We start from the raw sequence: 23,792 nt of genomic DNA, 5'->3' as shown, positions 1-23,792 counted from the left end.
CATGGCCGCAGCGGCATTGGAACATAGCAAGGAAACCATCGCCAGCCGCGTCGTCGATGCGTTGCGCGACGACATCATCACCATGGCGCTGAAGCCCGGCGATGTGATTTCCGAAAGCGATATTGCCGGGCGCTATGGCGTGTCGCGCCAGCCGGTGCGCGAGGCTTTTATCCGTCTGGCCCAGCAAGGCCTGCTGCTGATCCGCCCCAAGCGGGCGACGGTGGTGAAGAAGATTTCCCCCATCGGGGTGCGGCAATCGCGCTTCATTCGCGAAAGCATCGAGGTGGAAATCATCCGCCGGGTCGCCGGGCAGCCGAGCGACGATGCGGCCGATGTGCTGACCAGACTGATCGCGGATCAGGAAGCAGCGTCCGACGCCAATGATAGCAGGCGTTTTCATACGCTGGACGAGCTTTTTCACCGCACCCTCGCGCGGCTCGCCGGCGTCGAATATGCTTGGCAGCTGATCGATGATCACAAGATGCAGCTCGACCGGGTGCGCTACCTGACGCTCGGTGTTTCTTCGACGCAGCGCGCGATTGCCGAGCACAAGCAGATCGTCGAGGCGGTCGCTAAAGCCGACCCAACGGCGGCAGAGACGGCCATGCGGGCGCACCTGGCTCGGGCCGAATTACTGCTCAACCAGACGATCTCGGATTTTCCTGATTATTTTGAATAGGCTGCGGCGCGGGTTTTTGTCCCCGGCGGGTTGACCCGTCGCGTTCGCCTCTCCAGGTTACGCCTCCTTGCAACGCACCCGGCAGCGAGCGAACGCCCATGACCCGAACGGACTGGACGACGGCATGGCCCGCTCTGCGCGCCATTCTCCAGCATTTCTGGCGTGACTCGCGACCGATGCTGCTGGGAATCACGGCCGTGACGCTGGCCTCGTCGGTTCTCTCGATCGCGACGCCCTATGTGTTTTCGCGGCTCATCGACGAGCTGGCCGCGGGCAATGTGGCAGCCGGCATCGCTGCGGCCTTTGTCGGTTATGCGGTGATGCGGGGCTTTGAGACGCTGTTTGGCTATGCCTCGGGTTTCATGTCGTTCATGACCTCGGAAAACCTGAAATTCAGCGCGGCCACGGAGTTCTTTTCAAAGCTTCTCAAAAAGCCCGGCACCTTTTTCATCGAGCACAATCCGGTCGCCATCCAGACGGCGCGGGCGCAGGGCGAAGGGGCCGTGCAATCGCTGGTGCAACTGGCGCTGATGGTGTTTGTGCCTGGCGTGGCGCAGATCGGGCTTTCAATCGCTTTGCTCGGCACAGCGATCAGCGGCGAGATTGTGGTCATCGTGGTGATCTACGGGCTTTGCTTCATCACGCTGACCTATTTCGCCAATCAGTGGACGCGGCCGCTGCTCGACAAGGCGATCGAAGCCAATCAGGACAATGCGCGTTTTGTCGGCAATTCCGTCAATGCGATGGAGACAATCCGCTACTTCAATGGGGATCGCTGGATCAGCGATAAATTTGCCGAGAAGGCCGAGCTGGCGCGCGCCTCCTGGGTCGGCTGGTCGTGGCGGCGCATTGCGCTGTCGGGGCTGTTTGGGCTCGCGCTCGCCGTGCAACTCGCGGTGACCTACCTGATCCTCCTGCCGCGTTTTGCCGAGGGCCAGATGAGCCTGGGCGATCTGGTGCTGATTAATCTCGTGCTGGTGCAGCTCAATCGGCCGTTCGAAATGATCGGTACGGCGATCGACGAGGTGATGCGGTCCATCTCGCGCTTCAAGCCCTTTGCCGAGATGTGGCAGGCGCCCGATGATCGGGCGAGCCATGGCGACCGCCACCTTGGCGCGGTTGTCGGCGAGATCACCTTTGACAAGGTCGGCTTTCGCTATGGCGACCGGCAGACGCTGGAGGCGGTGTCCTTCGCGGTGAGGCCGGGACGCGTCGCCTTCATCACCGGGCCGACCGGGGTGGGCAAGACGACGCTGTTCCGGCTGGCGCTCAAATCGCTGGAGCCGACCGAGGGCCGCATTCTTGTCGATGGCGTCGATCTCGCCGAGATTGATCGGAGCGACTGGTATGATGCGGTGGGCGTCGTGCCGCAGGATGTGATGCTGCTCAACGATTCCATTGCGGCCAATATCGTGCTTGGGCGGGCTTTCGATATGGAGCGGATGCGGCAGGCGGCGAGCCGGGCTTCGATCCTCGATTTTATCGAAAATCTGCCCGAAGGCTTTGAGACGACAGTGGGCGAGCGCGGGCTAAAACTCTCCGGAGGGGAAAGGCAGCGCGTGTCGATAGCGCGTGCACTTTACGCGAGGCCCAAAGTATTGTTCCTCGACGAAGCGAGTTCGGCACTCGACGAGACAACCGAGGGACAGATCATGCGCGAATTGCGGGGGCTCGATGGCGTGACCATCCTTGCCATTACGCATCGGCGCAGCGTGATCGGGCCGGACGATCAGATTATTGCGCTGGGCAAGGAACCGGCGGAAAGCAAGACGGAGACCCTGGAATGAAGACGCGGCGCTTGGGAAAGACGGGTTTTGAGGTCAGCGAGATCGGCCTCGGCTGCTGGCAGTTGGGCGGCGATTTCGGGCCGGTCGAGGAGGAGGCGGCAAATGCCATTCTCGATGCGGCCAATGGGGCCGGGATCAATTTCTGGGATACGGCGGACGTTTATGGCGGCGGGCTCTCCGAGCGACGCATTGGCGCTCATGCCAAGGGGCCCGGCGTAAAGGTTGCGACTAAGCTTGGCCGTTCGGCGACGCTCTTTCCCAACAAGTATAGCAAGGATCGGGTGCGGGAGAGCCTGGTCGGGTCGGCGCAGCGGCTTGGCGTGGCTTCGCTCGATCTGGCGCAGTTGCATTGCGTGCCGACCGAAGTGCTGCGCGATGGCGCGATCTTTGGCTGGATGGATGAACTCAAGGCCGAGGGGCTGGTGCGTCATTGGGGCGCCAGCGTCGAGACCATCGAGGAGGGCCTGATTTGCCTGGAACAGCCGGGCTGCGCCACGCTGCAGATCATTTTCAACCTGTTCCGGCAGGATGCGGCGGAAAAGCTGTTGCCGCTGGCGGCGGAGCGGGATGTCGGGATCATCGTGCGCCTGCCGCTGGCGAGCGGGCTGCTCAGTGGCAAGTATGACAAGACGTCTACGTTTGAGGCGTCCGACCATCGCAATTACAATCGCGATGGGCAGGCTTTCTCTGTGGGCGAGACTTTTTCGGGCATCAAGTTCGAGCGGGGGGTCGAACTGGTGCAGGAATTGAAGGGGCTGGCGCCCGAGGGTGTACCGATGAGCCAGTTTGCCCTGCGCTGGATTCTCGATCATCCGCAGGTTTCCACCATCATTGCCGGTGTGTCGAAGCCGGAACAGATCGCCGATAATGTTGCGGCTACCGAGCGCAAGAGTCTGTTCCCGGCGCTGATGACCCAGCTCGGCGAGTGGTATCAGAAAGAAGTGAAGCCCGAGATCCGCGGCGGGGTTTAGGCCCGGCCCTAGCGGAACCCACCTGCCGCACCTAGGTTAGCTTCACAAACAACAAGACGAGCCAGTATCATGTCCATCCATCCCGCTTTCGAGCTTGTGCGCGACGAGACCATTGCCGAGATCAATTCGCAGGCGCAGCTCTTTCGGCACAAGAAGACCGGGGCGGAGGTGCTGAGTCTGGTCAATGACGACGAGAATAAGGTTTTTGGCGTAACGCTGAAGACGCCGCCGGATGACTCAACCGGTATCGCGCATATTTTGGAGCACTCGGTGCTCTGCGGGTCGCGAAAATATCCGGTGAAGAAGCCGTTCGTGGAGCTTCTTAAAGGCTCCATGCATACCTTCCTCAATGCCATGACCTTTCCGGACAAGACGGCCTATCCGGTGGCGAGCGCCAATCTCAAGGATTTTTACAACCTTGTGGATGTGTATCTCGACGCCGTGTTTTTCCCGCTGCTGACGGAAGACACGTTTGCGCAGGAGGGGTGGCACTATGAGCTGGACAGTCTCGATGCGCCGCTCGTCTATAAGGGCGTTGTCTTCAACGAGATGAAGGGCGTGTTTTCGTCGCCCGACTCGGTGATGCACGACCAGACGCAGCGGGCGCTTTATCCCGATACGATCTATGGGCTCTCCTCGGGTGGCGACCCCAAGGATATTCCAGCGCTGACCTATGAGCAGTTCAAGCGCTTTCACACGAAATTCTATCATCCGTCCAACGCCCGCGTGGTTTTCTCGGGCGATGACGCGCCGGAGAAGCGGCTCGCGATTTTGGATGAAGTGTTCAGTCAGTTCGATGCGGCGCCGGTGGATGCCGATATTGCGCTGCAGCCGCGCTGGAATGCGCCGCGGCAGGTGAGCGGGACCTATGCCGGCACGGTCGATGGCGAAAAGCGCCGCGATGGCATGGCGAGCGTCAACTGGATGATCGATCCGCCAAGCGGTCGCGAGGAAACGCTGAGCCATGGCCTCTTGAGCTATCTGCTGGCCGGCAATTCGGCGGCGCCGCTGCGCAAGAAGCTGACCGAGAGCGGAATTGGCGAGAGCATGCTGGGCGGTGGGATTTCCACCTGGCTGCGTCAGCCTATGGCTGGGTTTGGGCTCAAGGGGATCGACCCGGCGGACGCTGAAAAGGTCGAAAAACTCGTGCTCGATACGCTGGCGGAATTGGCCGAGACCGGCTTTTCCGAAGAGCAGCGCGAGGCAGCGCTCAATACGTTTGAATTCCATCTGCGCGAGCAGAATACGGGCGGGCAGCCGCGGGGCATGAGCTATATGTTCACCGCGCTCGGCTCGTGGCTGCATGGCGGCGATCCGCTGGAGCCGCTGACCTTCGAGACGGCGCTGGCGGCGCTGAAGGAGAAGGCCGGGCAAGGGCACTTTGAACGCGAAATCCGTCGGCTGTTCCTCGACAATACGCATCGCATTACGTCCAGGATCGAGGCCGATCCGGAAAAAGGTGCGCGGGAGGCCAAGGTCGAGGAAGACAAGCTGGCCGCTGTTCGTGCGGGCATGGATGAAGAGGCGCTCAAGACGACGATTGCGCAGACCGAGAAGCTGAAGGCGCTGCAGGAATCGGTCGACAAGCCGGAAGATCTGGCGAAGATTCCGACGCTGACGCTGGGTGATCTCGAGCGTTCGATCCGCACACTGCCGACCGATGAGAGCGATCTCTTCGGGGCGCGGCTGATGCATCATGATCTGCCGACGCTGGGGATTTTGTATCTCGATCTCGGCTTTGACCTGAAGGTTCTGGAGCCGGCGCTGCTGCCTTATCTGCCGCTGTTCGGTCGGGCGCTGTTGCAGACCGGGACGAGCAAGGAAGATTTTGTCAGCCTGACGCAGCGTATCGGGCGCACGACTGGCGGCATTTCTCAGCACCGCAGCCTTGCGACGCGGCTCGACAATGACGAGACGGCGGCCTGGTTCTTCCTTTCCGGAAAGTCGGTGCCGGCCAAGTTTGGCGACATGCTCGACATCATGGGCGAGGTGTTGCTCGACGCACGGCTCGACAACAAGGAGCGCATTCGCCAGATGGCGCTGGAGGAGAAGGCGGGCTTTGAAGCGCGCATGATCCCGGCCGGCAATTCCATCGTCGATACGCGCCTCAAGGCGGGTCTGACCGAGGCAAGTTGGGCGGCCGAGCAATTGGGCGGCGTGAGCTATCTCAATTTCCTGCGCGATCTAGTGAAGCGCATCGATAGCGATTGGGCCGGGGTGGAAGCCACATTCCGGAGTATTCGCGACCTGCTGTTCAACCGCAAGGGCATGGTGGTCAATCTGACCGCCGACGCTGGGCTTTTTGCTGAGGCGCGTCCGGCGCTGGCCAGCTTCATCGAGGGGTTGCCGCAGCGCGAGGCCCAGGCGCATGACTGGGGTTTTGCGGCGGAGCCGAAGTCCGAGGGCTTGGTGATCCCGGCGCAGGTCAATTATGTGGGCAAGGGTGCGAACCTCAAGGCGCTGGGCTATGAGGCTTCAGCCGCTTCGGCGGTGGTGCTGCGCTTCCTCAACACTACCTATCTCTGGGACAAGGTGCGCGTGCAGGGCGGGGCCTATGGTGGGTCGAGCCGGTTTGACCTGTCATCGGGCAATTTCTCGTTCCTGAGCTATCGCGATCCGAACCTGTTGAAGACGCTGGACGTCTATGACGGGGCGGCGAAGGCGCTGCGGGGGGGGATTGGCGAGACCGATCTGACGCGTTCGATCATCGGCGTTATCGGCGATGCCGATCGGCCGGAGTTCGTCGATGCCAAGGGCTATTCGGCTATGTGGCGGATTCTGACGGGCACGACCGATGCGATCCGCCAGCAGCGGCGGGATGAAATCCTCGGCGCCAGCCAGAAGGATTTTTCGGCGCTGGCCGATGCGCTCGATGTGCTGGCCGAGAAGGGGCATGTCGTGGTGCTGGGTGGCGAGACGGCCATCAAGGCGGCCAATGATCAGCGGCCGGGACTGATGGAAGTCAGCAAGGTGATGTAGGCGCCACAAAAAGAGATCCCCGCTTCCGCGGGGATGACATCGCGGATGAGATGGGGCGCCTTGGGCGCCCCAATCTTTTAGTGGCCGAGGCTCTTCACGATGTCTTCCGTGACCTTCTTGGCGTCGCCGAAAAGCATCATCGTGTTGTCGCGGAAGAAGAGTTCGTTCTGGACGCCGGCGTAGCCGGCGGCCATGCCGCGCTTGATGAAGAGCACGGTGCCGGCGTCTTCGACGTTGAGGACCGGCATGCCGTAGATCGGTGAGGTCTTGTCGGTCTTGGCGGCGGGGTTGGTCACGTCATTGGCGCCGATGACGAAGGCGACGTCGGACTGGGCGAATTCGGAATTGATGTCTTCCAGTTCGAACACTTCGTCATAGGGCACATTGGCTTCGGCCAGCAGCACGTTCATGTGGCCGGGCATGCGGCCGGCGACGGGGTGGATGGCGTATTTGACTTCGACGCCTGCTGCTTTCAGCTGGTCGGCCATTTCGCGCAGCGCGTGCTGGGCCTGGGCGACGGCCATGCCGTAACCGGGCACGATGATGACCTTGCCGGCGTTTTTCATCAGGAAGGCTGCGTCTTCGGCAGCGCCCTGTTTTACGGGGCGATCTTCTTCGGCGCCGCCGGCAGCGGATGAGGTGTCACCACCAAAGCCGCCGAGGATGACCGAGATGAAGCTGCGGTTCATCGCCTTGCACATGATGTACGAGAGGATCGCACCTGAGGAGCCCACGAGGGCGCCGGTGATGATCAGAGCCGTGTTGCCAAGCGTAAAACCGATGCCGGCTGCAGCCCAACCCGAATAGGAATTGAGCATGGAGACGACGACGGGCATGTCGGCGCCGCCGATCGGGATGATCATCAACCCGCCGAGGACGAGGGCGAGCACGGTGATCGCCCAGAAGAGCCAAGGCTCGGCCGTGACCGTAAAGGCCCAGACCAGCGCCAGCAGCACGATGCCGAGGACGATGTGGATCAGGTGGCGGGCCGGCAGGATGATCGGCTTGCCACTCATATTGCCGTTGAGCTTGGCAAAGGCGATGACCGAGCCGGTGAAGGTGAAGGCGCCGATGGCGACGCCGATGGACATTTCGATCAGCGCCTGGGCGTGGATATCGCCGGGTACGCCGATGCCGAAGGCTTCGGGGGCGTAGAGGGCTGCGGCGGCAACGAAGACGGCAGCAAGGCCGACCAGCGAGTGGAAGGCGGCGACAAGCTGGGGCATGTCGGTCATCTTCACTTCGCGGGCGATATAGGCGCCGATGCCGCCACCGAGGCCCAGGCCACCGATGATGAGCAGCCAGCTGACCCAATCACTGGGCGCAGCCACGAGGAGGGTGGTGACGACGGCTATGGCCATGCCGACCATGGCATTGAGATTGCCCCGGCGGGCCGTGGAGGGGCTCGAAAGCCCGCGCAGCGCCAGGATGAAGAGCACGCCCGCAACGAGATAAAAGAGGGCGGCGATATTGGCGTCGATCATTTCGCTCAGCCCTTCTTCTTGTACATGGCCAGCATGCGCTGGGTCACGAGGAAGCCGCCGAAAATGTTCACGGAGGCAAAGACGAGGGCGATGAAGCCGAAGACCTTGCTGACCCAGCTGGCGTCATTGGCGAGGTGTACGCCGACGGCGAGCAGGGCGCCGACGACGATCACCGAGGAGATGGCGTTGGTCACGCTCATCAGCGGCGTGTGGAGAGCGGGGGTGACGCTCCAGACCACAAAGTAGCCGACAAAAATCGCCAGAACGAAAATGGCGAGGCGGAAGATGAAAGGGTCGATGGCCCCGCCAATGGCGCCATGGGCCACGGCAGCCGCGACATCGGCGACCTGTCCTGCGGTTGTTTCCATCTTACTTGCCCCCCTCCGGTGCGGCAGTCTTCTTTACAGCCGGTTTTCTGGTCGCCGGCTTCTTTGCCGCGGGCTTTTGGGCGGCGGCAGAATGGTCTTCGACGTGCTCGGCCGGCTTGGTGGCCGGTTTTTTGGTAGCACGGGGCTTTGGCGCAGCCGGTGGGGCTGCCGCGCTGTGGTCGGGTTCGGCCGCAGCGGGCGCAGCCTTCTTGGCCACAGGCTTTTTCGCGGTGACAGTTTTGGTGGCTGGTGCCTTGGCCGGAGCGTGATCTTCGACATGTTCGGCTGGCTTGGTGGCCGGTTTCTTCGTGCCGGTTTTTGGCGCGGGCTTGGCGATCGAGACGCTGTGGTCGATCTTGTGCTCGGCGGGCTTGGCCGGGGCCTTGCGGGTCGCGCCGGTCTTGGCTGGCGCGGCCTTGGCTTCGACCTTGCTGCTTGGAGCCTTGGGCGCGGGCTTTGGCACGGCGACAGGCGCAGCAGGAGCAACAACAGCCGGAGCTGCTGCGGCCGCAAAATTGGGGTGCACCACGGCGCCGTCGCGGGTGAGGACGGTGGCCTTGACCAGTTCGTCGTCCCAATTGATCGCGAGTTTCTTCTCCTTCTTGTCGATCAGCGTTTCGAGGAAGGAGAGGAGGTTTTTGGCGTAGAGCTGGCTGGCGGTGGTGGGAATGCGGCTTGCGAGATTGGTGAAGCCGATGATGGTGACGCCATTGTGGTCGACGACTTCGTCAGCGCGGGTCAGTTCGACATTCCCGCCGCGTTCGGCCGCGAGGTCGACGATGACGGAGCCGGGGGCCATGCTCTCGACCATGGCCTTCGTGACCAGCTTTGGTGCTGGGCGACCGGGAATGAGGGCGGTGGTGACGACGATGTCCTGCTTGGCGATGTGGCCGGCGACGAGTTCGGCCTGGGCCTGCTGCTCGACGAGGGTCAGTTCGCGGGCATAGCCGCCGGTGCCCGAGGCGTCTTTGAGCGCATCGGTCATGATGAATTTGGCGCCGAGCGATTCAACCTGTTCGCCGGCAGCGGCGCGCACGTCGGTGGCCGAGACCACAGCGCCGAGGCGGCGGGCAGTGGCGATGGCCTGGAGACCGGCAACACCGGCACCCATGACGAAGGTTTTGGCCGGGCGGACGGTACCGGCGGCGGTCATCATCATGGGGAGGGCGCGGCCGAAATGGGCGGCGGCTTCGATGACGGCCTGATAGCCGGCGAGATTGGCCTGGGAGGAGAGAATGTCCATCACCTGCGCGCGGGTGATGCGCGGCATGAATTCCATGGCGATGGCGGTGACGCCTGCTTTGGCGAGGGCGACGACTTCGCCTTCATTGCCATAGGGGTCGAGCGCGGCGATGAGGAGGGCGCCGGGATTGGTGCCGGCGAGCGCCTTGGCGGCGGGGCGGCGCACGGCGAGCACGATGTCTGCCGATTTGACGGCCTCGGCAGCGGAAGCGGCGAGACTGGCGCCGGCCTCGGCGAACTGGGCATCGCTGATGCGAGAACCCTGGCCCGCGCCTTTTTCGACGCTGATGGTGGCGCCGAGCCCGATCAGCTTGGCGACGGTTTCGGGCGTGGCGGCGACGCGATGTTCGCCTGCCACGGTTTCCCGCAGAACCGCAATTTTCATGAGAACTCTCCTACCCGCCTGCCGGCGGGCAGGCAGCTCTTGGCCTGCTAGAAATGTTTAGGGCTGGACCACGAAGAACAGGATCACCAGCAAAGCGGCCAGGGAAATGACCGACCACTTCACCGCGGCAATGAAGCCATTATAGGTCTTTTCGTGTTCGGCGTAGTCCATTGCGGATTCCAGTACCGGCTCGGAGTGGTGTACGGCGTGCTTTGTGGCCATCTCGTCCTCGAAAGTATAGTCGTCTTTAAGTCTATTCGGTCTACCAGCTCAGGGCGAAGTCGCCTCGAGTTCGTCGATCAGCCCTTCGATCATCGAGAGGCCAAGCGACCAGAAGTTGGGGTCTTTTGCATCCAGCCCAAACGGCGCCAGAAGTTCGGAATGATGCTTGCTCCCCCCGGCCTTCAGGAGCTCGAAATAGCGCTCCGCAAAGCCTTCACTCGACTTCTCATACTGTGCGTAGAGCGAGTTCACAAGGCAATCGCCGAAAGCATAGGCGTAGACGTAGAAGGGCGAATGGATGAAGTGCGGGATATAGGTCCAGAAGATGTCGTAGCCTTCGTTCTGGATGATCCCATCGCCGAGTGACTCGGATTGCACATCGAGCCAGATCTGGTTGATTTCCTCGGTGCGCAATTCGCCCTGGCGACGCGCGGTGTGGACACGGCGCTCGAAGGTATAGAAGGCGATCTGGCGGACCACGGTGTTGAGCATGTCCTCCACCTTGGAGGAGAGGAGCGCAAAGCGCTGCTTGGGGTCGGTGGTCTTGTCGAGGAGCGCCCGGAAGGTCAGCATTTCGCCAAAGACCGAGGCGGTTTCGGCGAGCGTAAGCGGGGTGTTGGCGAGAATCGGGCCCTGCGCGGCGGCGAGGCGCTGGTGCACGCCGTGGCCCAGTTCGTGGGCGAGGGTCATGATATCGCGGGTGCGACCGAGATAGTTGAGCATCAGGTAGGGATGGGCGCTGGGCACGGTCGGGTGCGCGAAGGCGCCCGAGAGCTTGCCGTCGCCGGTCGGGGCGTCGATCCAGCCTGAATTAAAGAAGGGTTTTGCGACCTCGGCAAGGTCTGGCGAGAAGCGGCCATAGGCGTCGAGGACGGTCGAGACAGCCGTGTCCCAATCCCAGATGCGCTCGTCGCTGGTCGGCAGCGGGGCATTGCGGTCCCAGGCGTTCAGCTTTTCCTTGCCGAACCATTTTGCCTTCATCTTGTAGTAGCGGTGCGAAAGGCGCGGATAGGCGGCTTCGACGGCGGACTGCAGGGCGTTGACGACTTCGCGCTCGACCGAATTGGCCATGTGGCGGCTGTCGGCGATGTCTTCGTAGCCGCGCCAGCGGTCCGAGATTTCCTTGTCCTTGGCGAGGACATTGGTGATGTGGGTGAAAAGACGGCCATTGGCCCTAAAAGTTTTCGCCAGCGCGTTGAAGGCGCTTTCGCGCTTCTTCTCGTCCTTTTCGGAGAGGAGATGCAGGGTCGATTCAAGGTTCAGCGTCTCGCCATCGACTTCGAATTCGAGGGCGGACATGGTCTCGTCGAAGAGGCGGTTCCAGGCGGAGAAGGCGGTGACGGACTTGTCGTGGAACAGCTCTTCGAGCTTGTCGTCGAGCTGGTAGGGTTTTGCTTTTCTGAGTTCGGCAAACCAGGTCTTGTAGCGGCCAAGCTCTGGGTCGCGCGCGATGGCCGCGTCGAGCTCGGCGTCGTCGACGCGGTTGAGTTCGAGTTCGAAGAACAGCACGCGAGTCGAGAGTGTGGTCAGCGCTTCATTGGTATCGCCCATGAATTTGGCGCGGTCAGGGTCGGTCGAACGCTGGGCGTATTGGAGGAAGGCGAAAGAGCCGATGCGGCCAGTGAGGTCGCCGAGGACTTCGCTGTCCTTGATTGCCTTGATGAGGCCGCCCGACTTGGTCAGGGCTACCAACTTGCCCTTGTAGTCGCTCTCGAATTTTGCGGCGAGCGTCTTGGCTTCTTCGAGGCCGGCCTTGAATTCGGGGCTGTCCTTGCCGGGATAGAGATCGTTGAGGTCCCAGGTGGGCAGGTTGCCAAACTGGTTGTGGCCCTTTTGTGTGGCAGCGCTCATCAAACTCGACTCCTCAAGACTAAACCGGCGGGACCTTAGCCAGCCGGGACAGTCCTGTGAAGGTGCTTCACCCCGCCATCAGCTTTGATGCGCCATCCCAGATCAATTGCAGGGCGAGCAGGAAAACCAGCCAATAGGCGATCCGATAAAAGAGCTTCATCGAGATGCGGCGCACTAGATAAATGCCGAGGAAGACGCCGAGCACGCCGACCGGGGCCAATGCGGCCGAGAGCGTCAGGTTGTGGACGTTGAGCTGGCCGAGGAAAAAATAGGGGATCAGCTTGGCCGTGTTGACGATGGCGAAGAACACCGAGGTGGTGCCGGCATAGATGGCGGGCGGCAGTTTGCGCGGCAGGACGTAGATCTGGAACGGCGGACCGCCGGTATGGGAGATGAAGCTCGTAAAGCCGGCAATGCCGCCCCAGAACGTGCCCCAGGGTTTTGAGGGCGGCAGGCCTTCCAATTTTTTGCGAATGGGGAAGACCGCGTCGATGACGAAGATCAGCGTCACGATGCCGACCATGAGCAGCACGACGGCATCGCTGACCAGGGCCCAAAGCGCCCAGCCTAGCAGCGTGCCGACGGCTGCGCCCGGGAGCATGATCTTCAAGAGCGAGAGGTCGAATTCCTTGCGGTACATCCAGACGGCCACCGCATCCATGCAGAGCAGCACCGGCAGCATCATCCCCGCCGCATCGCGCGCCGGCATGACGAGGGCGAGGAGCGGCACGCCGACAACGCCGAGACCCCCCAACAGCCCGGCCTTGGACAAGCCGACAATGAGCACCGCAAAGACGGCGACGGCAACGAAGATGGGGTCAATCATGGGAAAGGCGAATCCGGCGGGTAGGGTGGGTATGAGCACTCTTGTATGGTTGGTTTGTCAACGGGGGTCGGTCGGATCGCGTGTGCGGCCCCACCCCCTCCCATCCTCCCCCATCAAGGGGGAGGTGAAGGGACGGCGAGTTAGGCAGGATCGTGCCACAGGCTCGATGCGGCACCTCCCCCTTGATGGGGGAGGATGGGAGGGGGCGTTGGCGTCCACCGGCACTCAGCACCCCAAAACAAAAATCCCCACCACAAGGGCGGGGATCTTCAATTTCAAAATTCCGAAAGACTTATTCGTCCGCGTCGGTCTTGAGCGACTTGAGCTTGGAAAACACGGAATCTGCGTCGAGGTCTTCGTGGGCCTGGGTGCGGCGGCCTTCGCCTTCGCCCTCGGCGCTGCCATATTCTTCCTGGCGGGCGGTGGCGCGGGCCAGGGCTTCCTCGGCGGTGAGCAGTGTCGTGCCTTCGGATACTTCGTTGGGAATGCCGGCATCCTTACTGGCGCGCTTGACCTCGAGGTCGAGCTCGATCTGGCTGCAAAGGCCCAAGGTCACCGGGTCCATGGCGGTCAGGTTGGCTGCGTTCCAGTGGCTGTTTTCGCGCACGGACTCGATGGTGGACTTGGTGGTACCCACGAGCCGCATGATCTGCGCATCCTTGAGTTCGGGGTGATTGCGCACCAGCCACTTGATGGCATTGGGGCGCTCGTTGCGGCGCGAGATCGGGGTGTAGCGCGGGCCCTTGCGCTTGACGGCGGCGACGCGGACCTTTGGATCGGACAGCTTCAGGCGATAGTTGGGATCAGCCTCGCCCTTCTCGATCTCTTCCTTGGTCAGCTGACCGTTCTGGATCGGATTGACACCCATGATGCCGGAGGCGACGTCGCCATCGGCAATGCCCTGAACTTCAAGCGGATGCAGCGTGCAGAAGGCAGCGATCTGGTCGAAGGACAAAGCCGTGTTGTCCACGAGCCAGACAGCGGTTGCCTTGGGCATAAGTAGGGGCTGGGACATGGTAAAACTCTCCTGCTGGCGCGGCCGGTTTTCCTCCGGACCGCTCCGCCTCAAAAGCCAAATGCTGAGGGGGAACTGCTCACAATATAGAGTTTTGGCCCGGTTTCCGCAACGCTGAAGTCAGGCCATAACCATTTATTAGCGCAAATTTTCTTGGGTTCGTCCGAAGGCGGTCAAGAGAACCAGCTTGCCGATATGGTTTCTTGTCTCCATTTGCTCATGCGCGCGGGCGGCATCTTCAAGCGGGAAAGTGGTGATCCTGGGCTTTACCCAGTCGGGCATAGAAAGATGTAGCAGCAGCGAGAAGGCGATGCGCTCGGCAATGGCGGCCTTGGTCTCGCTCGATTGCGGCCGGAGGGTCGAGCCGGACATGGTGATGCCCTTGGCCATCATCTGGCGCAGCGGTACTTGGGCTGTGCCGCCTTCGAGCGTTGAGATGAGCACGATATGACCGGAGCGGGCGGAGGCGGCGACATTGACCGCGGCCATGTCTCCGCCGACGACGTCAACGACGCGGTCGACACCCCGCCCTTCCGTGAGGGCGAGGACGCGCTCGGCAATATCCTCGCTGCGGTCGATTGTGGCCACGGCGCCGAGCGATTTGGCATAGGCTGACTTTTCCGGGCTCGAGGTGATGCCGATCGCTTTGGCCCCGAGGAGCGTCGCGATCTGGATGGCCGCGCCGCCAATGCCGCCCGAGGCGCCGTGGATGAGGACGGTCATGCCCTCGGTCAGGCCGGCGCGCATGACGAGCGTCTGTGTCACCGTGAACCAGGTTTCGGGCAGGCTCGCGGCTTCGGCAAAGCTCCAGCCATGGGGCATGGGGAGAACCTGGCCCTCGGGCACCGCGACATATTCGGCGTAGCCGCCGCCATTGGTCAGGGCCATGACGCGGGCGCCGATGCGGTGACGATTGCTGCTCTCGCCTGAAGCCACAACCACACCGGCGACTTCGAGGCCGGGCAGGGGAGAGGCGCCGGGCGGTGGGTCATAATGGCCGCGCCGCTGCGCCAGGTCTGGTCCATTGACCCCGGCGGCCGCAACGCGGATCAGCACCTCGCCCGGTTTCACTTCAGGCAGAGGCAGGTTGGTCACCTGCAGCCCATCGGGGGCGCCGGGCGTTGCAACATGGACGGCCGACATGGTCGGGGGGAGGGTGATTTGCTCGCTCATGCACGTATGCTGACGTAAAGCGGGCTTGCCCGGCAAGGGCGGCACGGTCATCTTGTGGAGCAATTTTTGGAGGCCGCTATGATGGATGATGAAGAACAGCGCCGCAAAAAGCCGGTGGCGCATGATGTCGGCATGGTTCTCGATACGCTTTCCGTGTCGGAACTCGAGCAAAGGATCGCCCTGCTCGAAGGGGAAATCCTGCGCCTCAAGACGGCTATCGATGCGCGCGGCGACACGCGAAAAGCTGCTGATGCGGTGTTCAAGTTCTGATCGGTAAAAGTCGTCGGATTAAGGTTAAGAAGGACTAAAGGTTCGGGTGGGTTAACGGCTGCGCTAACACTCCGTGCAAAGGCAGGGAGTCGCCGTCATGTCGTGGAACATTCTGGTATTGCTGGCGCTGGTGCTTGCCGCGGGTACTGCTGCATTGGTCTATGCGCTGCGCCTTGCCGGGGTCGAAGATGGCAGCCCGCTCAATGCGCCGGCGCCCTACATTCGCCCCGACCAGGCCTGGCGGGAAGAGCCGATCCAGACCTTCATGTGGCAGGTGCAGGTGGCGCGCTATTGGCAGCCGCCGTTCCGCCGGCGTTGATTTTTTGTCAGGGTTAAGAAATCGACTCCTGTTAACGCACAATTAAGACTTTGCGGTTAAGGTGAAGTTATTCAGATTTTTCTGAATTTTTCAGAGCGGTTCTCCCTCTGTTTGACGCCTCCCTGTTAACTTCGAGAGCCGTGGTTCACGGCTCTTTTTCTTTTTGGGGCGTCTGTTTCTCTCTTTGGCACCACGATAACACCCTGCCGTGCAACCACTTGTTGAGGCTAGTTGCGCTCGCAGGATGACGCTGGCCTCATTTCCGCCTAGCATGGCAGGGAAACGAGAGGCGGGATTCTTCTCTCCGATAATTCCTAGAGCTGGGATGGACCGTGGCGGATATGAGCGAGACGAGCAGTTCGGCTGTTGCCCTGGGCCCGCGCATTGCGGCCTCCGGAGGCTTTGACCTGCTCTATCGCGAGGGCATGGGCCTCATCGAAGCTGTTGCCGCTTATCTCGACCAGGAAGGGCGCGAGGACAGCCGGCTGCTGCCGCGCGAGGCCTCGTTCCTCTATGCCACCGAATCCATGCGCCTGACGACGCGCCTGATGCAGATTGCCTCCTGGCTGCTGCTGCAGCGGGCGGTCAATGAGGGTGAGATTTCTCGTGAGAATGCGCGCACCGAAAAGGAAAAGGTGCAGTTTTCAGCCACGCCCTCGGAACGCGGCGGGCCGGGCTATGATCACCTGCCGGAGAAGCTGCGCGGGTTTATCGACCAAGGCGATCGGCTCTTTGACCGTGTCACTCAGCTTGACCTGCTCGAGCGGGGCAAATTGCCCGAGGTTGCCGCCGGCCAAGCCAATGGCATTGCCGATCAGTTTTCGCGGCTCCATGCCGCGTTCAAGCGGTCGGAATAATCTTCCAGACAAGCCAAAGGCGCCCAGCGGGCGCCTCTTTCATTTCGTTCAACGCTTCGGGGATTACATCCGCCGGGCGGTGCCATCGACAGTCTTGCCGTATTTTCCGGCATAGACCCGGGCTGGAACCGGAAGGCGGGAGACGATCCAGCTCACCATCAGCGGCACGAGGACAATGTCATCGACCCATCCCAGGATCGGGATGAAATCGGGCACGATGTCGAACGGATTGATCAGATAGAAGGCAACGAACAGCGTCGCCGTCTTCAGGTAGAACGGTGTCTCGGCAGCCCAGAAGGCCTTCCAGAGCTGCACGACTTCCTTGCGAAACAGAATGAGGCGGGGGAGGAGCATGTTCATCATGACTGATAAATGGTCCTGCGGGCGGTGGGTTCAATACCCCGCCCATCACATCTCGTTGCGGGCGCCTAGTTCGTCAGCCCCCTTGCTCTTTCAGCAGTTTGTAGATGGCCATGGCGTGGCCGTGTCCGAGCTTGTAGTCGGCCTTGAGCCAATCGGTGATTGCGGTCGCCTTGGTGCCGGATTTGGTAAAACCCTTTTCGGTGGCGAGGCGGATGAATTCGTCGGGGCTGATGCCGGTCTGCTTTTCGATATTGCTGAGATAGGCGGCGAAGGTCATGGCTTTGCTCCTGTTCAATACCACGACGAACGGCATCTGCCGATTTCGACCGGTGGGTCTGGGTCGTACCGTCACGCTATTGTCCAGTTGCGCGCGCAGATGGGAAGGCCTATTTCGAAGATACGCGTGAATGAGGATGAAGATGGCCGGTCCAGCGCCGCGTAGGCAGTCAGTCGGGGTCAATGTTGGTGGCGTGATGGTCGGGGGCGGGGCGCCCGTCGTCGTCCAATCCATGACCAATACCGATACGGCCGATATCGACGCGACCGTGAAGCAGGTGATGCAGCTGGCGCGCGCCGGCTCGGAAATCGTGCGCATCACCGTCGATCGCGACGAGAGCGCGGCGGCCGTGCCGATCATTCGCGATCGTCTTGCCTTCATGGGCTATGACGTGCCGCTGGTCGGTGACTTTCACTACATTGGCCACAAGCTTCTTACCGACCATCCGGCCTGTGCCGAGGCGCTGGCCAAATATCGCATCAATCCGGGCAATGTCGGGTTCAAGGCCAAGCGCGATACGCAGTTTGCGACGCTGATCGAGATTGCCAACAAGTACAACAAGCCGGTGCGCATCGGGGTCAATTGGGGCTCGCTCGACGAAGAACTGCTTACAAAACTGATGGACGAGAATGCCGTGTCCGAGGCGCCGATCTCGGCTGCCGCCGTGCAGCGCGAGGCGATCATTCAGTCGGCGCTGCTCTCTGCGGCGCGCGCCGAAGAGCTGGGCATGCGCCGCGATCAGATCCTGCTCTCGACCAAGGTGTCGGATGTGCAGCATCTTATCGCCGTCTATCAGGACCTTGCGGCGCGCTGCGACTATGCGCTGCATCTGGGGCTGACCGAAGCCGGCATGGGCTCGAAGGGCATTGTCGCTTCGTCGGCTGCCCTAGGCATTCTGCTGCAGCAGGGTATTGGCGACACCATTCGTATCTCGCTGACGCCTGAGCCGGGTGGCGATCGCACGACCGAAGTGAAGGTTGCGCAGGAACTCCTGCAGACCATGGGTTTCAGGCAGTTCCTGCCGGTTGTGGCGGCGTGCCCCGGCTGCGGACGCACCACCTCGACGACCTTCCAGACCCTTGCGAAAGATATTCAGGACCATCTCAATATCTCGATGCCGGAATGGCGCGAGCGCTATCCGGGCGTCGAAACGCTCTCGGTGGCGGTGATGGGCTGCATCGTCAACGGGCCGGGCGAAAGCAAGCACGCCAATATCGGCATTTCGCTGCCGGGCACGGGTGAGACCCCGGCCGCGCCAGTCTTTGTCGATGGGCAGAAGGTGGCGACGCTGCGCGGGGCCGACGTTGCCGATCAGTTTAAGGTGATGGTGGCCGATTATATCGAGCGCAAGTTCGGCACCGGACGGCAGAACGCAGCGGAATGAACGAGCGCAATACACGACGCCTGTTCTGGCTCGCGGCCCTTATCATCGTCCTCGGCGTGCTGAAGTTTACCGGGCATTTGGGATAGGCTGCAGGTCGGTGCTGAGCCGATTACGGCCTGCTTCCTTGCTGCGATAGAGCAGATGGTCGGCGCGACGATAGAGCGCCTCCAGGCCTTCATTCCGAGCATTGGTGGCGCCGATGCTGATGGTCAGGCGCTGACCGCCGACATCGAGATCGGCGATGCGTTCGCGCATGGTCTCGAGGAGGGGCTGGGCTCGAACGAGATCGGTGCCGAAGAGTAGCAGGGCAAATTCCTCGCCGCCGAGGCGGGCGGCCATATCCATCGGCCGGCGGGCGGAATCGGCGATGAGATCGGCTACGGCGCGCAGGGCGAGGTCGCCGGCAGCATGGCCATTGAGGTCATTGAACTGCTTGAAGTGATCGATGTCGATGACGGCTAGGGTCATGGCCTCGTCGGTGCGGGCCGCGTGGGCCAGGGCTGCATTGGCGTGACGCTCGAAAAGGCGCCGATTGGCGAGATTGGTCAAGGCATCGAACTGAGCCTGATGGGCAAGCAGCGCGGCGAGCAGGAACTGGCGGCGATGGGCATATTCGCGCAGGTATCCGCCGATGGCCGCGATGGGCACGGCCAGCAGCATGACCGCGACAAGGGCCATCTGTTCGGTATTGATCGCGGGCGGCAGTGCCAGGACGCCGAGCACGACAGAGAACACCACGATGGAAAAACTCGCAAAGAGCGAGCCGTAAAAGCGCAGGCCGATGGGCAGGAAGCCCGACATGACGATCACGATCTGCATGGTCTCGATCGATTGCAGGCCATTGAGCCGATAGATCACCGAGGTCAGGCAGGCGCCGAAGCCGAGCATCATGAAGATGACGAGTGCGCGCCAGCCAAGGGGGATCAGGCGTCCGAAGGCTGGCACCATGTTGAGAATGAGCGCGCCGAGCACCAGCCAGCGGGTGCCGAGCAGCAGCCAGATATCGGGCGCGAGCGGCCAGCGCTCGGAAACATCGAGGCGGACGAAGTCGAATATGGCAAAGCCGGCCCAGACGAGCATGGCCGCGGCATTGATGATCAGGGTGGGGCGCTGGGCTTCTTCGGTGAGGACGGCGCGATATTCCGCCTCGAGCTTGGACTCGAAGCGGAGCATTTCAAAACCATTGCGCAATTGCAGCGCGTAGCAGTCGTGAGCCCCGAGAGGCGAGGACAATGTCAGATCGTGAATGGGCACGTCGCTCTCGCCTCGGCCGAAGGGCCTGAATACCAACCCTAACGGCCGAAGCTTGCAAACCGGTAAAATACCGAGGTTTCAGACGCCTTTGGCGTCCTGCCATTCGGGCAGCGGGAAGACGCGGTCATAGGCCCAGTTAAAGACGAAGGCATAGCCCATGTAGAAGAGGGCCAGCGCAATATCCATGACCAGGGCCTGCAAGAGCGAAATCTGCAGGTACCAGGCGACGAGCGGCAGCATGATTGTGAGAAGGCCAAGCTCGAACAGCACGGCGTGAGCGACACGGATGCGCGTCGTCTTGGCGGTGCCGCCGGTGAAACGCTGCATCAGGTGGTCGAAGCCGAGATTGTAGATGTAGTTCCAGAGCATGGCGACGGTGGCGCTGGCCACGACGATCACCGCAGAGTCTCCACCGGGCAGGTGAAAGGCAAAGGCCGCGAGCGGCGTTGCGATGATGATGCCGATGACTTCGAAACTGACAGCGTGGCGAATACGGTCGGCGGTGGTCCGCATGGGAACCCCCTTGGTTCCGGGCCGTCCCGTGCGCTGAACCCTGAATGGGGGAGGTCGTCCTCGCTTGGTGTGGGATATAGGATTTTCCCGATTTTCGGGCAAGCGCTATGGGGCATTTCCGATATTCCCCGGACGCAGGGCGAAGACACCAGCCCGAACCGGTGCGCCGCCGCCCATGTCGGGCACGGTGTATGCGGCGATGAGATCGAGATGGTCGAGGGGTAAATCGCGGCGGAAGGGATCGCCGACGAGGACTTTTGTCCGTTCGGCCGCGGCAGCGAGGATCGGGAGGGTGTGGCGGGTGACGGAGGTGTCGTAAAAGACGTCGCCGGCTAGGATGACATCGACCTCGGGCAGGGCGGGTTCGGTCCAGGATGCGATGGCAGTGCCATTGGCTTCCGCGTTGAGCATCATAGCGGCGTGGGCGTTGGGATCGGGTTCGATGGCCCAGATTTTTGTGGCGCCCGCCCGCGCCGCGGCGATGCCGACAAGCCCGGAGCCAGCACCGAAATCGAGCACGGTTTTGCCGGCGACGATTTCGGGATGGTCCTGCAGATAAAGCGCGAGTACGGCGCCGCCGGCCCAGGCATAGGCCCAATAGGGCGGTTCATCGGCGCGGCCCTGCTGGGCGAGAAAGCCGATCAGCCCGCTTTGCGGGGTTGGGCGATAGAGCGAAATGTCGGGGCGGGAGGGGAGCGGCGCCAAGGCAAAGCGCTGGCGGATGAACTCTTCCGGGGACAGGTTCACTCCGGAAGCTGGCAAGCATCCACCCATTTGTTGCCACAGAGTTCGGCGAGGCGGTCGACGCTCAGTTTAACCGAAGCATGGGTATCGCCGCCAGCGGGGATGACGAGGTCGTAGATTTTGAGGGAGGTGTCCAAAAAAATCGGGAGCGGGGCGGGGAGGCCGAAGGGGCAGACGCCGCCGACCTGATGGCTCGTGAGGCGCAGCACATCTTCGGCGCCCAGCATGCGGGGGCGGCCACCGAAGGCGCTTTTGGATTTCTGGTTGTCGAGGCGGGCGTCGCCGCGGGTGACCAGCAGCACCTCCTCGTCGTGGATGCGGATGCAGAGCGTTTTGGCGATCTGGCCGGGTTCGACGCCATGCACTTCGGCAGCAAGCTGGACCGTGGCGGTGGAATTGTCGGTGACTTCAACGGCGAGGTCAGGCGCGCGGGCGGCAAGGTCGGAGCGGACGGATTCAAGGCTCATCGGCAAAACAACTCAGAAGAGATCGGCGAGGCGGGTTTCGTATTTGAAGCGGGTCTTTTCGCGAATCGGCGTCGTCACCGCGCGGCGCATAAAGTCGAGCGGCAGGTCTTTCGAGGTGTCGAAGGACATCAGCTCGGACACCGTTACCCGCTCGCCGGCATAGGGCGTCACGGTGATGTCCATGCCGGCTTCAATCGTGCCCGGGGTCAGGACGCGGCAATAGGCGCCGGGGCGATTGGCGCGGTGGAAGCGCTTGACCCAGAACTTGTCGTTCATCTTGGCGGCGAAGGTCATGCAGGGGGTGCGGTGATAGGTGACTTCCAACAGGCAGTCGCCGATGTGGTAGCGGTCGCCGATGGCGGTGTTGGCGCTAATGGGCCCATCAATGACGAGGTTTTCGCCGAAAAGGCCGGGGGTGGAGGCGACGCCTTCTCGCGCCCACCAGTCGTAGTCACCCTGGAAGTAGATGTAGATTGCCTGATCGGAGCCGCCGTGGTGCTGGCGGTCGAGAATAGCGTCTTCGGCAATGCCTTGCGGGCCGATGGGGACAGTGCCGGAAACTGCGCGCTTGTTGATGCCGGTCAGTGGGCTATAGCCCTCGATATGTTCCGCCTTGCCGACGCAAACTGCGAGGAGCTTGGCCATGCTACTTCTCCCGGCTCGCAAAGTATTTTGCCGTGGCGCGGAGACCATCGGCTTTGGGGCCGAAGGTGCGGAGGGCCAGGATCGCCTCGTTGACCGTGTCGTTGAGCACTTTTCTTGCGCCGTCGACGCCGAGTTTTGAAACGAGCGTCTGCTTGCCGGCGTCGGCGTCCTTGCCGGTGGCCTTGCCCATGGCTTCGGGCGTGGCGGTGACATCCAAAATGTCGTCGGCGAGCTGGAAGGCGCGGCCGGCGGCTTCGGCATAGGCGGTCATGGCCGAGAGGGCGCGCGGATCGGCGCCGCCCAAAATCGCGCCCATGCGGACGCTGGCGCGGATCAGGGCGCCGGTTTTCATTGCCTGCATGATGGAGATTTCGCCTTCGGAGAAACCACCCTTTTCACCTTCGATATCGCGCATCTGGCCACCGACCATGCCGCCGGCGCCGCTGCCCAGAGCGAGTTCGGTGACGAGGCGGATGCGGACGGCGGGATCGGGGTGGCAGGAGGAGTCGCCGAGGACGGCGAAGGCATGGGTGAGGAGGGCGTCGCCTGCAAGAATGGCTGAGGCTTCGTCAAAAGCCTTGTGGACGGTGGGGCGACCGCGGCGCAGGTCGTCGTCGTCCATCGCCGGCAGGTCGTCGTGGATCAGCGAATAGCAATGCACCATTTCGACCGCGAGGCCGGTCAGCAGCGAAGCGGAGGGCGGCAGCGAGAAGATAGCGGCGGCCTGGCGCACAAGTAAGGGGCGCAGGCGCTTGCCGCCTTCGAGCGCGCCATGGCGCATGGCGGCCACGACGCGATCGGCCGCCGGACCGGGGCCGGAGAGCCGCGCGCCGGTCAGAAAATCGGAAAGACCGGCCTCAACGGCGCGGGCGCAATCTGCACTGTCGGCGGAAAAGTCGTACATGGCTCGTTGCTAACCCGTTGGCATCAAGGCTTCAAGGGGACTTCCGGCCTTGGCCCTGAGGCCGTCTGCCGCTATCACCATGCCATGGCACGAAAAGCATCCAAGGGTTTCTGGCGGGCATTGCGCTTTCTTGGCACCGTCATTGCGGTGCTGGTCGCCATTCCACTGGTGCTGACGCCGGTTTACCTGGTGGTTGATCCGATCTCAGTGCCGATGCTGGAGCGCTATGTCTCCGGTCGGCCGGTGGTGCGGACATGGCGCGATATCGACGATGTTTCGGACAGGCTGAAGGCCTCCATCATCCTCTCGGAAGATGGGCAGTTCTGCCGGCACTGGGGCGTTGATGTTGGTGCCTTACAGGCCGAGATCGACAATTTCATCGCGGGTGAACCGACACGCGGCGCTTCGACGCTGACCATGCAGGTGGCGCGGAACCTCTTTCTCTGGAACGATCCCGATCCTATCCGCAAAGCGCTGGAAGTGCCGTTGGCGGTCTATGTCGATTTGATCCTGCCCAAGAAGCGGATCATGGAGATCTATCTCAACATCGCCGAATGGGGGCCGCAGGGGGAGTTCGGCGTGGCTGCCGGTAGCGAGCGGGCCTTTGGGCGGGAGCCGCAGAATTTGGATTGGCGCACGGCAAGCCTCCTCGCGGTGACGCTGCCCAATCCTATCGTGAGGAATCCAGCGCAGCCGAATGCGGGGCTGCTCAGGGTTGCCGGGATCGTCGAGGAGCGGGCGCGAGCCTATGGGGACCGCGCGGCCTGTGTGGGGAAGAACGGGCGGTTGGACCTTTAGGTCTACGCTTGCCAC

General features: G+C 62.2%; 24 protein-coding genes and 1 pseudogene. 9 read left to right on the top strand and 16 right to left on the bottom strand.

The window, feature by feature from the left end:
* Nucleotide 1: 1 nt before the first annotated feature.
* The 4 genes from J7557_RS14915 (at nucleotide 2) to J7557_RS14900 (ending at nucleotide 6,416) form a co-directional block, all read left to right on the top strand.
* Complete coding sequence (locus J7557_RS14915) at nucleotides 2–679, top strand: GntR family transcriptional regulator (RefSeq protein WP_291420839.1); 678 nt, start codon at nucleotides 2–4, stop codon at nucleotides 677–679.
* Nucleotides 680–777: 98 nt separating this feature from the next.
* Nucleotides 778–2,466, top strand: coding sequence for an ABC transporter ATP-binding protein (locus J7557_RS14910; RefSeq protein ID WP_291420838.1), 1,689 nt, complete (start codon nucleotides 778–780; stop codon nucleotides 2,464–2,466).
* A complete protein-coding gene (locus J7557_RS14905; RefSeq protein ID WP_291420837.1) occupies nucleotides 2,463–3,437 on the top strand; it encodes an aldo/keto reductase in 975 nt (324 codons plus the stop codon). Before J7557_RS14910 ends, J7557_RS14905 begins: the two co-directional genes overlap by 4 nt.
* A gap of 69 nt (nucleotides 3,438–3,506) precedes the next feature.
* Entirely contained in the window at nucleotides 3,507–6,416 is a 2,910-nt protein-coding gene (locus J7557_RS14900; protein WP_291420836.1) for an insulinase family protein, read from the top strand.
* Between the two features lie 77 nt (nucleotides 6,417–6,493).
* Here J7557_RS14900 and J7557_RS14895 read toward each other — a convergent pair whose 3' ends face one another.
* The 8 genes and pseudogenes from J7557_RS14895 to J7557_RS14860 all read right to left on the bottom strand — a co-directional run bounded on the left by J7557_RS14895 (nucleotide 6,494) and on the right by J7557_RS14860 (nucleotide 14,982).
* Nucleotides 6,494–7,897, bottom strand: a complete 1,404-nt coding sequence (locus tag J7557_RS14895; protein WP_291420970.1) for an NAD(P)(+) transhydrogenase (Re/Si-specific) subunit beta — start codon at nucleotides 7,895–7,897, stop codon at nucleotides 6,494–6,496.
* An 8-nt stretch (nucleotides 7,898–7,905) separates the two neighbouring features.
* On the bottom strand, nucleotides 7,906–8,268 hold the full coding sequence (locus J7557_RS14890; RefSeq protein WP_291420835.1) for a proton-translocating transhydrogenase family protein: 363 nt from the start codon (nucleotides 8,266–8,268) through the stop codon (nucleotides 7,906–7,908).
* 400 nt (nucleotides 8,269–8,668) lie between these two features.
* Nucleotides 8,669–9,895 (bottom strand): annotated as a pseudogene (locus J7557_RS14885) (Re/Si-specific NAD(P)(+) transhydrogenase subunit alpha); the annotation flags it as partial.
* A gap of 57 nt (nucleotides 9,896–9,952) precedes the next feature.
* Nucleotides 9,953–10,117 carry an aa3-type cytochrome c oxidase subunit IV gene (locus J7557_RS14880; RefSeq protein WP_291420834.1) on the bottom strand — a complete coding sequence of 55 codons (165 nt, stop codon included), beginning with the start codon at nucleotides 10,115–10,117 and terminating at the stop codon, nucleotides 9,953–9,955.
* Nucleotides 10,118–10,165: 48 nt separating this feature from the next.
* Nucleotides 10,166–11,968 (bottom strand): M3 family oligoendopeptidase, encoded by a 1,803-nt coding sequence (locus J7557_RS14875; protein ID WP_291420833.1) that lies wholly within the window; start codon nucleotides 11,966–11,968, stop codon nucleotides 10,166–10,168.
* 67 nt (nucleotides 11,969–12,035) lie between these two features.
* Nucleotides 12,036–12,794, bottom strand: coding sequence for a sulfite exporter TauE/SafE family protein (locus tag J7557_RS14870; protein ID WP_291420832.1), 759 nt, complete (start codon nucleotides 12,792–12,794; stop codon nucleotides 12,036–12,038).
* Nucleotides 12,795–13,086: 292 nt separating this feature from the next.
* Nucleotides 13,087–13,809, bottom strand: coding sequence for a DUF1013 domain-containing protein (locus J7557_RS14865; protein WP_291420831.1), 723 nt, complete (start codon nucleotides 13,807–13,809; stop codon nucleotides 13,087–13,089).
* A 138-nt stretch (nucleotides 13,810–13,947) separates the two neighbouring features.
* Nucleotides 13,948–14,982 carry an NAD(P)H-quinone oxidoreductase gene (locus J7557_RS14860; RefSeq protein WP_291420830.1) on the bottom strand — a complete coding sequence of 345 codons (1,035 nt, stop codon included), beginning with the start codon at nucleotides 14,980–14,982 and terminating at the stop codon, nucleotides 13,948–13,950.
* A gap of 78 nt (nucleotides 14,983–15,060) precedes the next feature.
* On the opposite strand from J7557_RS14860, the gene J7557_RS14855 reads away from it, so the two are divergent.
* From J7557_RS14855 to J7557_RS14845, 3 genes are all read left to right on the top strand, one after another.
* On the top strand, nucleotides 15,061–15,252 hold the full coding sequence (locus tag J7557_RS14855) for a DUF1192 domain-containing protein (protein ID WP_367272901.1): 192 nt from the start codon (nucleotides 15,061–15,063) through the stop codon (nucleotides 15,250–15,252).
* Between the two features lie 97 nt (nucleotides 15,253–15,349).
* Nucleotides 15,350–15,571 (top strand): hypothetical protein, encoded by a 222-nt coding sequence (locus J7557_RS14850; RefSeq protein WP_291420829.1) that lies wholly within the window; start codon nucleotides 15,350–15,352, stop codon nucleotides 15,569–15,571.
* 341 nt (nucleotides 15,572–15,912) lie between these two features.
* Complete coding sequence (locus J7557_RS14845) at nucleotides 15,913–16,428, top strand: DUF1465 family protein (protein WP_291420828.1); 516 nt, start codon at nucleotides 15,913–15,915, stop codon at nucleotides 16,426–16,428.
* A 63-nt stretch (nucleotides 16,429–16,491) separates the two neighbouring features.
* Here J7557_RS14845 and J7557_RS14840 read toward each other — a convergent pair whose 3' ends face one another.
* Together J7557_RS14840 and J7557_RS14835 are read right to left on the bottom strand one after the other, a co-directional pair.
* Nucleotides 16,492–16,791 (bottom strand): DUF1232 domain-containing protein, encoded by a 300-nt coding sequence (locus tag J7557_RS14840; RefSeq protein ID WP_291420827.1) that lies wholly within the window; start codon nucleotides 16,789–16,791, stop codon nucleotides 16,492–16,494.
* Between the two features lie 73 nt (nucleotides 16,792–16,864).
* Nucleotides 16,865–17,068 carry a DUF4287 domain-containing protein gene (locus tag J7557_RS14835; protein ID WP_291420826.1) on the bottom strand — a complete coding sequence of 68 codons (204 nt, stop codon included), beginning with the start codon at nucleotides 17,066–17,068 and terminating at the stop codon, nucleotides 16,865–16,867.
* 142 nt (nucleotides 17,069–17,210) lie between these two features.
* Between J7557_RS14835 and ispG the strand changes: the two genes are divergently transcribed.
* A complete protein-coding gene (gene ispG, locus J7557_RS14830; protein ID WP_291420825.1) occupies nucleotides 17,211–18,452 on the top strand; it encodes a flavodoxin-dependent (E)-4-hydroxy-3-methylbut-2-enyl-diphosphate synthase in 1,242 nt (413 codons plus the stop codon).
* A 66-nt stretch (nucleotides 18,453–18,518) separates the two neighbouring features.
* Here ispG and J7557_RS14825 read toward each other — a convergent pair whose 3' ends face one another.
* The 6 genes from J7557_RS14825 to J7557_RS14800 all read right to left on the bottom strand — a co-directional run bounded on the left by J7557_RS14825 (nucleotide 18,519) and on the right by J7557_RS14800 (nucleotide 22,979).
* On the bottom strand, nucleotides 18,519–19,706 hold the full coding sequence (locus J7557_RS14825) for a diguanylate cyclase (RefSeq protein WP_291420824.1): 1,188 nt from the start codon (nucleotides 19,704–19,706) through the stop codon (nucleotides 18,519–18,521).
* 78 nt (nucleotides 19,707–19,784) lie between these two features.
* The gene (locus J7557_RS14820) at nucleotides 19,785–20,219 is read right to left on the bottom strand and encodes a PACE efflux transporter (protein ID WP_291420823.1); all 435 of its coding nucleotides are present in this window, start codon (nucleotides 20,217–20,219) and stop codon (nucleotides 19,785–19,787) included.
* A 105-nt stretch (nucleotides 20,220–20,324) separates the two neighbouring features.
* A complete protein-coding gene (locus tag J7557_RS14815; protein WP_291420822.1) occupies nucleotides 20,325–20,981 on the bottom strand; it encodes a methyltransferase in 657 nt (218 codons plus the stop codon).
* On the bottom strand, nucleotides 20,963–21,430 hold the full coding sequence (locus J7557_RS14810) for a YbaK/EbsC family protein (protein WP_291420821.1): 468 nt from the start codon (nucleotides 21,428–21,430) through the stop codon (nucleotides 20,963–20,965). Before J7557_RS14810 ends, J7557_RS14815 begins: the two co-directional genes overlap by 19 nt.
* A 12-nt stretch (nucleotides 21,431–21,442) precedes the next feature.
* A complete protein-coding gene (locus J7557_RS14805; RefSeq protein WP_291420820.1) occupies nucleotides 21,443–22,075 on the bottom strand; it encodes an MOSC domain-containing protein in 633 nt (210 codons plus the stop codon).
* 1 nt (nucleotide 22,076) lies between these two features.
* Entirely contained in the window at nucleotides 22,077–22,979 is a 903-nt protein-coding gene (locus J7557_RS14800) for a polyprenyl synthetase family protein (RefSeq protein ID WP_291420819.1), read from the bottom strand.
* 84 nt (nucleotides 22,980–23,063) lie between these two features.
* Between J7557_RS14800 and J7557_RS14795 the strand changes: the two genes are divergently transcribed.
* Nucleotides 23,064–23,777: a transglycosylase domain-containing protein gene (locus J7557_RS14795; protein WP_291420818.1), complete on the top strand. Its 714-nt coding sequence runs from the start codon at nucleotides 23,064–23,066 to the stop codon at nucleotides 23,775–23,777.
* Nucleotides 23,778–23,792 lie beyond the last annotated feature (15 nt).

Source organism: Devosia sp. (assembly GCF_017744655.1).
Taxonomy (GTDB): domain Bacteria; phylum Pseudomonadota; class Alphaproteobacteria; order Rhizobiales; family Devosiaceae; genus Devosia.
Note: the sequence above shows the minus strand (reverse complement) of the source record. Positions and strands in the feature narration are given on the sequence as shown.

What these genes read in the sequence shown, in the direction of transcription:
- J7557_RS14915 (WP_291420839.1), top strand. Translation starts at nt 2, where the DNA reads ATGGCCGCAGCGGCATTGGAACATAGCAAGGAAACCATCGCCAGCCGC.
- J7557_RS14910 (WP_291420838.1), top strand. Translation starts at nt 778, where the DNA reads ATGACCCGAACGGACTGGACGACGGCATGGCCCGCTCTGCGCGCCATT.
- J7557_RS14905 (WP_291420837.1), top strand. Translation starts at nt 2,463, where the DNA reads ATGAAGACGCGGCGCTTGGGAAAGACGGGTTTTGAGGTCAGCGAGATC.
- J7557_RS14900 (WP_291420836.1), top strand. Translation starts at nt 3,507, where the DNA reads ATGTCCATCCATCCCGCTTTCGAGCTTGTGCGCGACGAGACCATTGCC.
- J7557_RS14890 (WP_291420835.1), bottom strand. Translation starts at nt 8,268, where the DNA reads ATGGAAACAACCGCAGGACAGGTCGCCGATGTCGCGGCTGCCGTGGCC.
- J7557_RS14880 (WP_291420834.1), bottom strand. Translation starts at nt 10,117, where the DNA reads ATGGCCACAAAGCACGCCGTACACCACTCCGAGCCGGTACTGGAATCC.
- J7557_RS14875 (WP_291420833.1), bottom strand. Translation starts at nt 11,968, where the DNA reads ATGAGCGCTGCCACACAAAAGGGCCACAACCAGTTTGGCAACCTGCCC.
- J7557_RS14870 (WP_291420832.1), bottom strand. Translation starts at nt 12,794, where the DNA reads ATGATTGACCCCATCTTCGTTGCCGTCGCCGTCTTTGCGGTGCTCATT.
- J7557_RS14865 (WP_291420831.1), bottom strand. Translation starts at nt 13,809, where the DNA reads ATGTCCCAGCCCCTACTTATGCCCAAGGCAACCGCTGTCTGGCTCGTG.
- J7557_RS14860 (WP_291420830.1), bottom strand. Translation starts at nt 14,982, where the DNA reads ATGAGCGAGCAAATCACCCTCCCCCCGACCATGTCGGCCGTCCATGTT.
- J7557_RS14855 (WP_367272901.1), top strand. Translation starts at nt 15,061, where the DNA reads ATGATGGATGATGAAGAACAGCGCCGCAAAAAGCCGGTGGCGCATGAT.
- J7557_RS14850 (WP_291420829.1), top strand. Translation starts at nt 15,350, where the DNA reads ATGTCGTGGAACATTCTGGTATTGCTGGCGCTGGTGCTTGCCGCGGGT.
- J7557_RS14845 (WP_291420828.1), top strand. Translation starts at nt 15,913, where the DNA reads ATGAGCGAGACGAGCAGTTCGGCTGTTGCCCTGGGCCCGCGCATTGCG.
- J7557_RS14840 (WP_291420827.1), bottom strand. Translation starts at nt 16,791, where the DNA reads ATGATGAACATGCTCCTCCCCCGCCTCATTCTGTTTCGCAAGGAAGTC.
- J7557_RS14835 (WP_291420826.1), bottom strand. Translation starts at nt 17,068, where the DNA reads ATGACCTTCGCCGCCTATCTCAGCAATATCGAAAAGCAGACCGGCATC.
- ispG (WP_291420825.1), top strand. Translation starts at nt 17,211, where the DNA reads ATGGCCGGTCCAGCGCCGCGTAGGCAGTCAGTCGGGGTCAATGTTGGT.
- J7557_RS14820 (WP_291420823.1), bottom strand. Translation starts at nt 20,219, where the DNA reads ATGCGGACCACCGCCGACCGTATTCGCCACGCTGTCAGTTTCGAAGTC.
- J7557_RS14810 (WP_291420821.1), bottom strand. Translation starts at nt 21,430, where the DNA reads ATGAGCCTTGAATCCGTCCGCTCCGACCTTGCCGCCCGCGCGCCTGAC.
- J7557_RS14805 (WP_291420820.1), bottom strand. Translation starts at nt 22,075, where the DNA reads ATGGCCAAGCTCCTCGCAGTTTGCGTCGGCAAGGCGGAACATATCGAG.
- J7557_RS14800 (WP_291420819.1), bottom strand. Translation starts at nt 22,979, where the DNA reads ATGTACGACTTTTCCGCCGACAGTGCAGATTGCGCCCGCGCCGTTGAG.
- J7557_RS14795 (WP_291420818.1), top strand. Translation starts at nt 23,064, where the DNA reads ATGGCACGAAAAGCATCCAAGGGTTTCTGGCGGGCATTGCGCTTTCTT.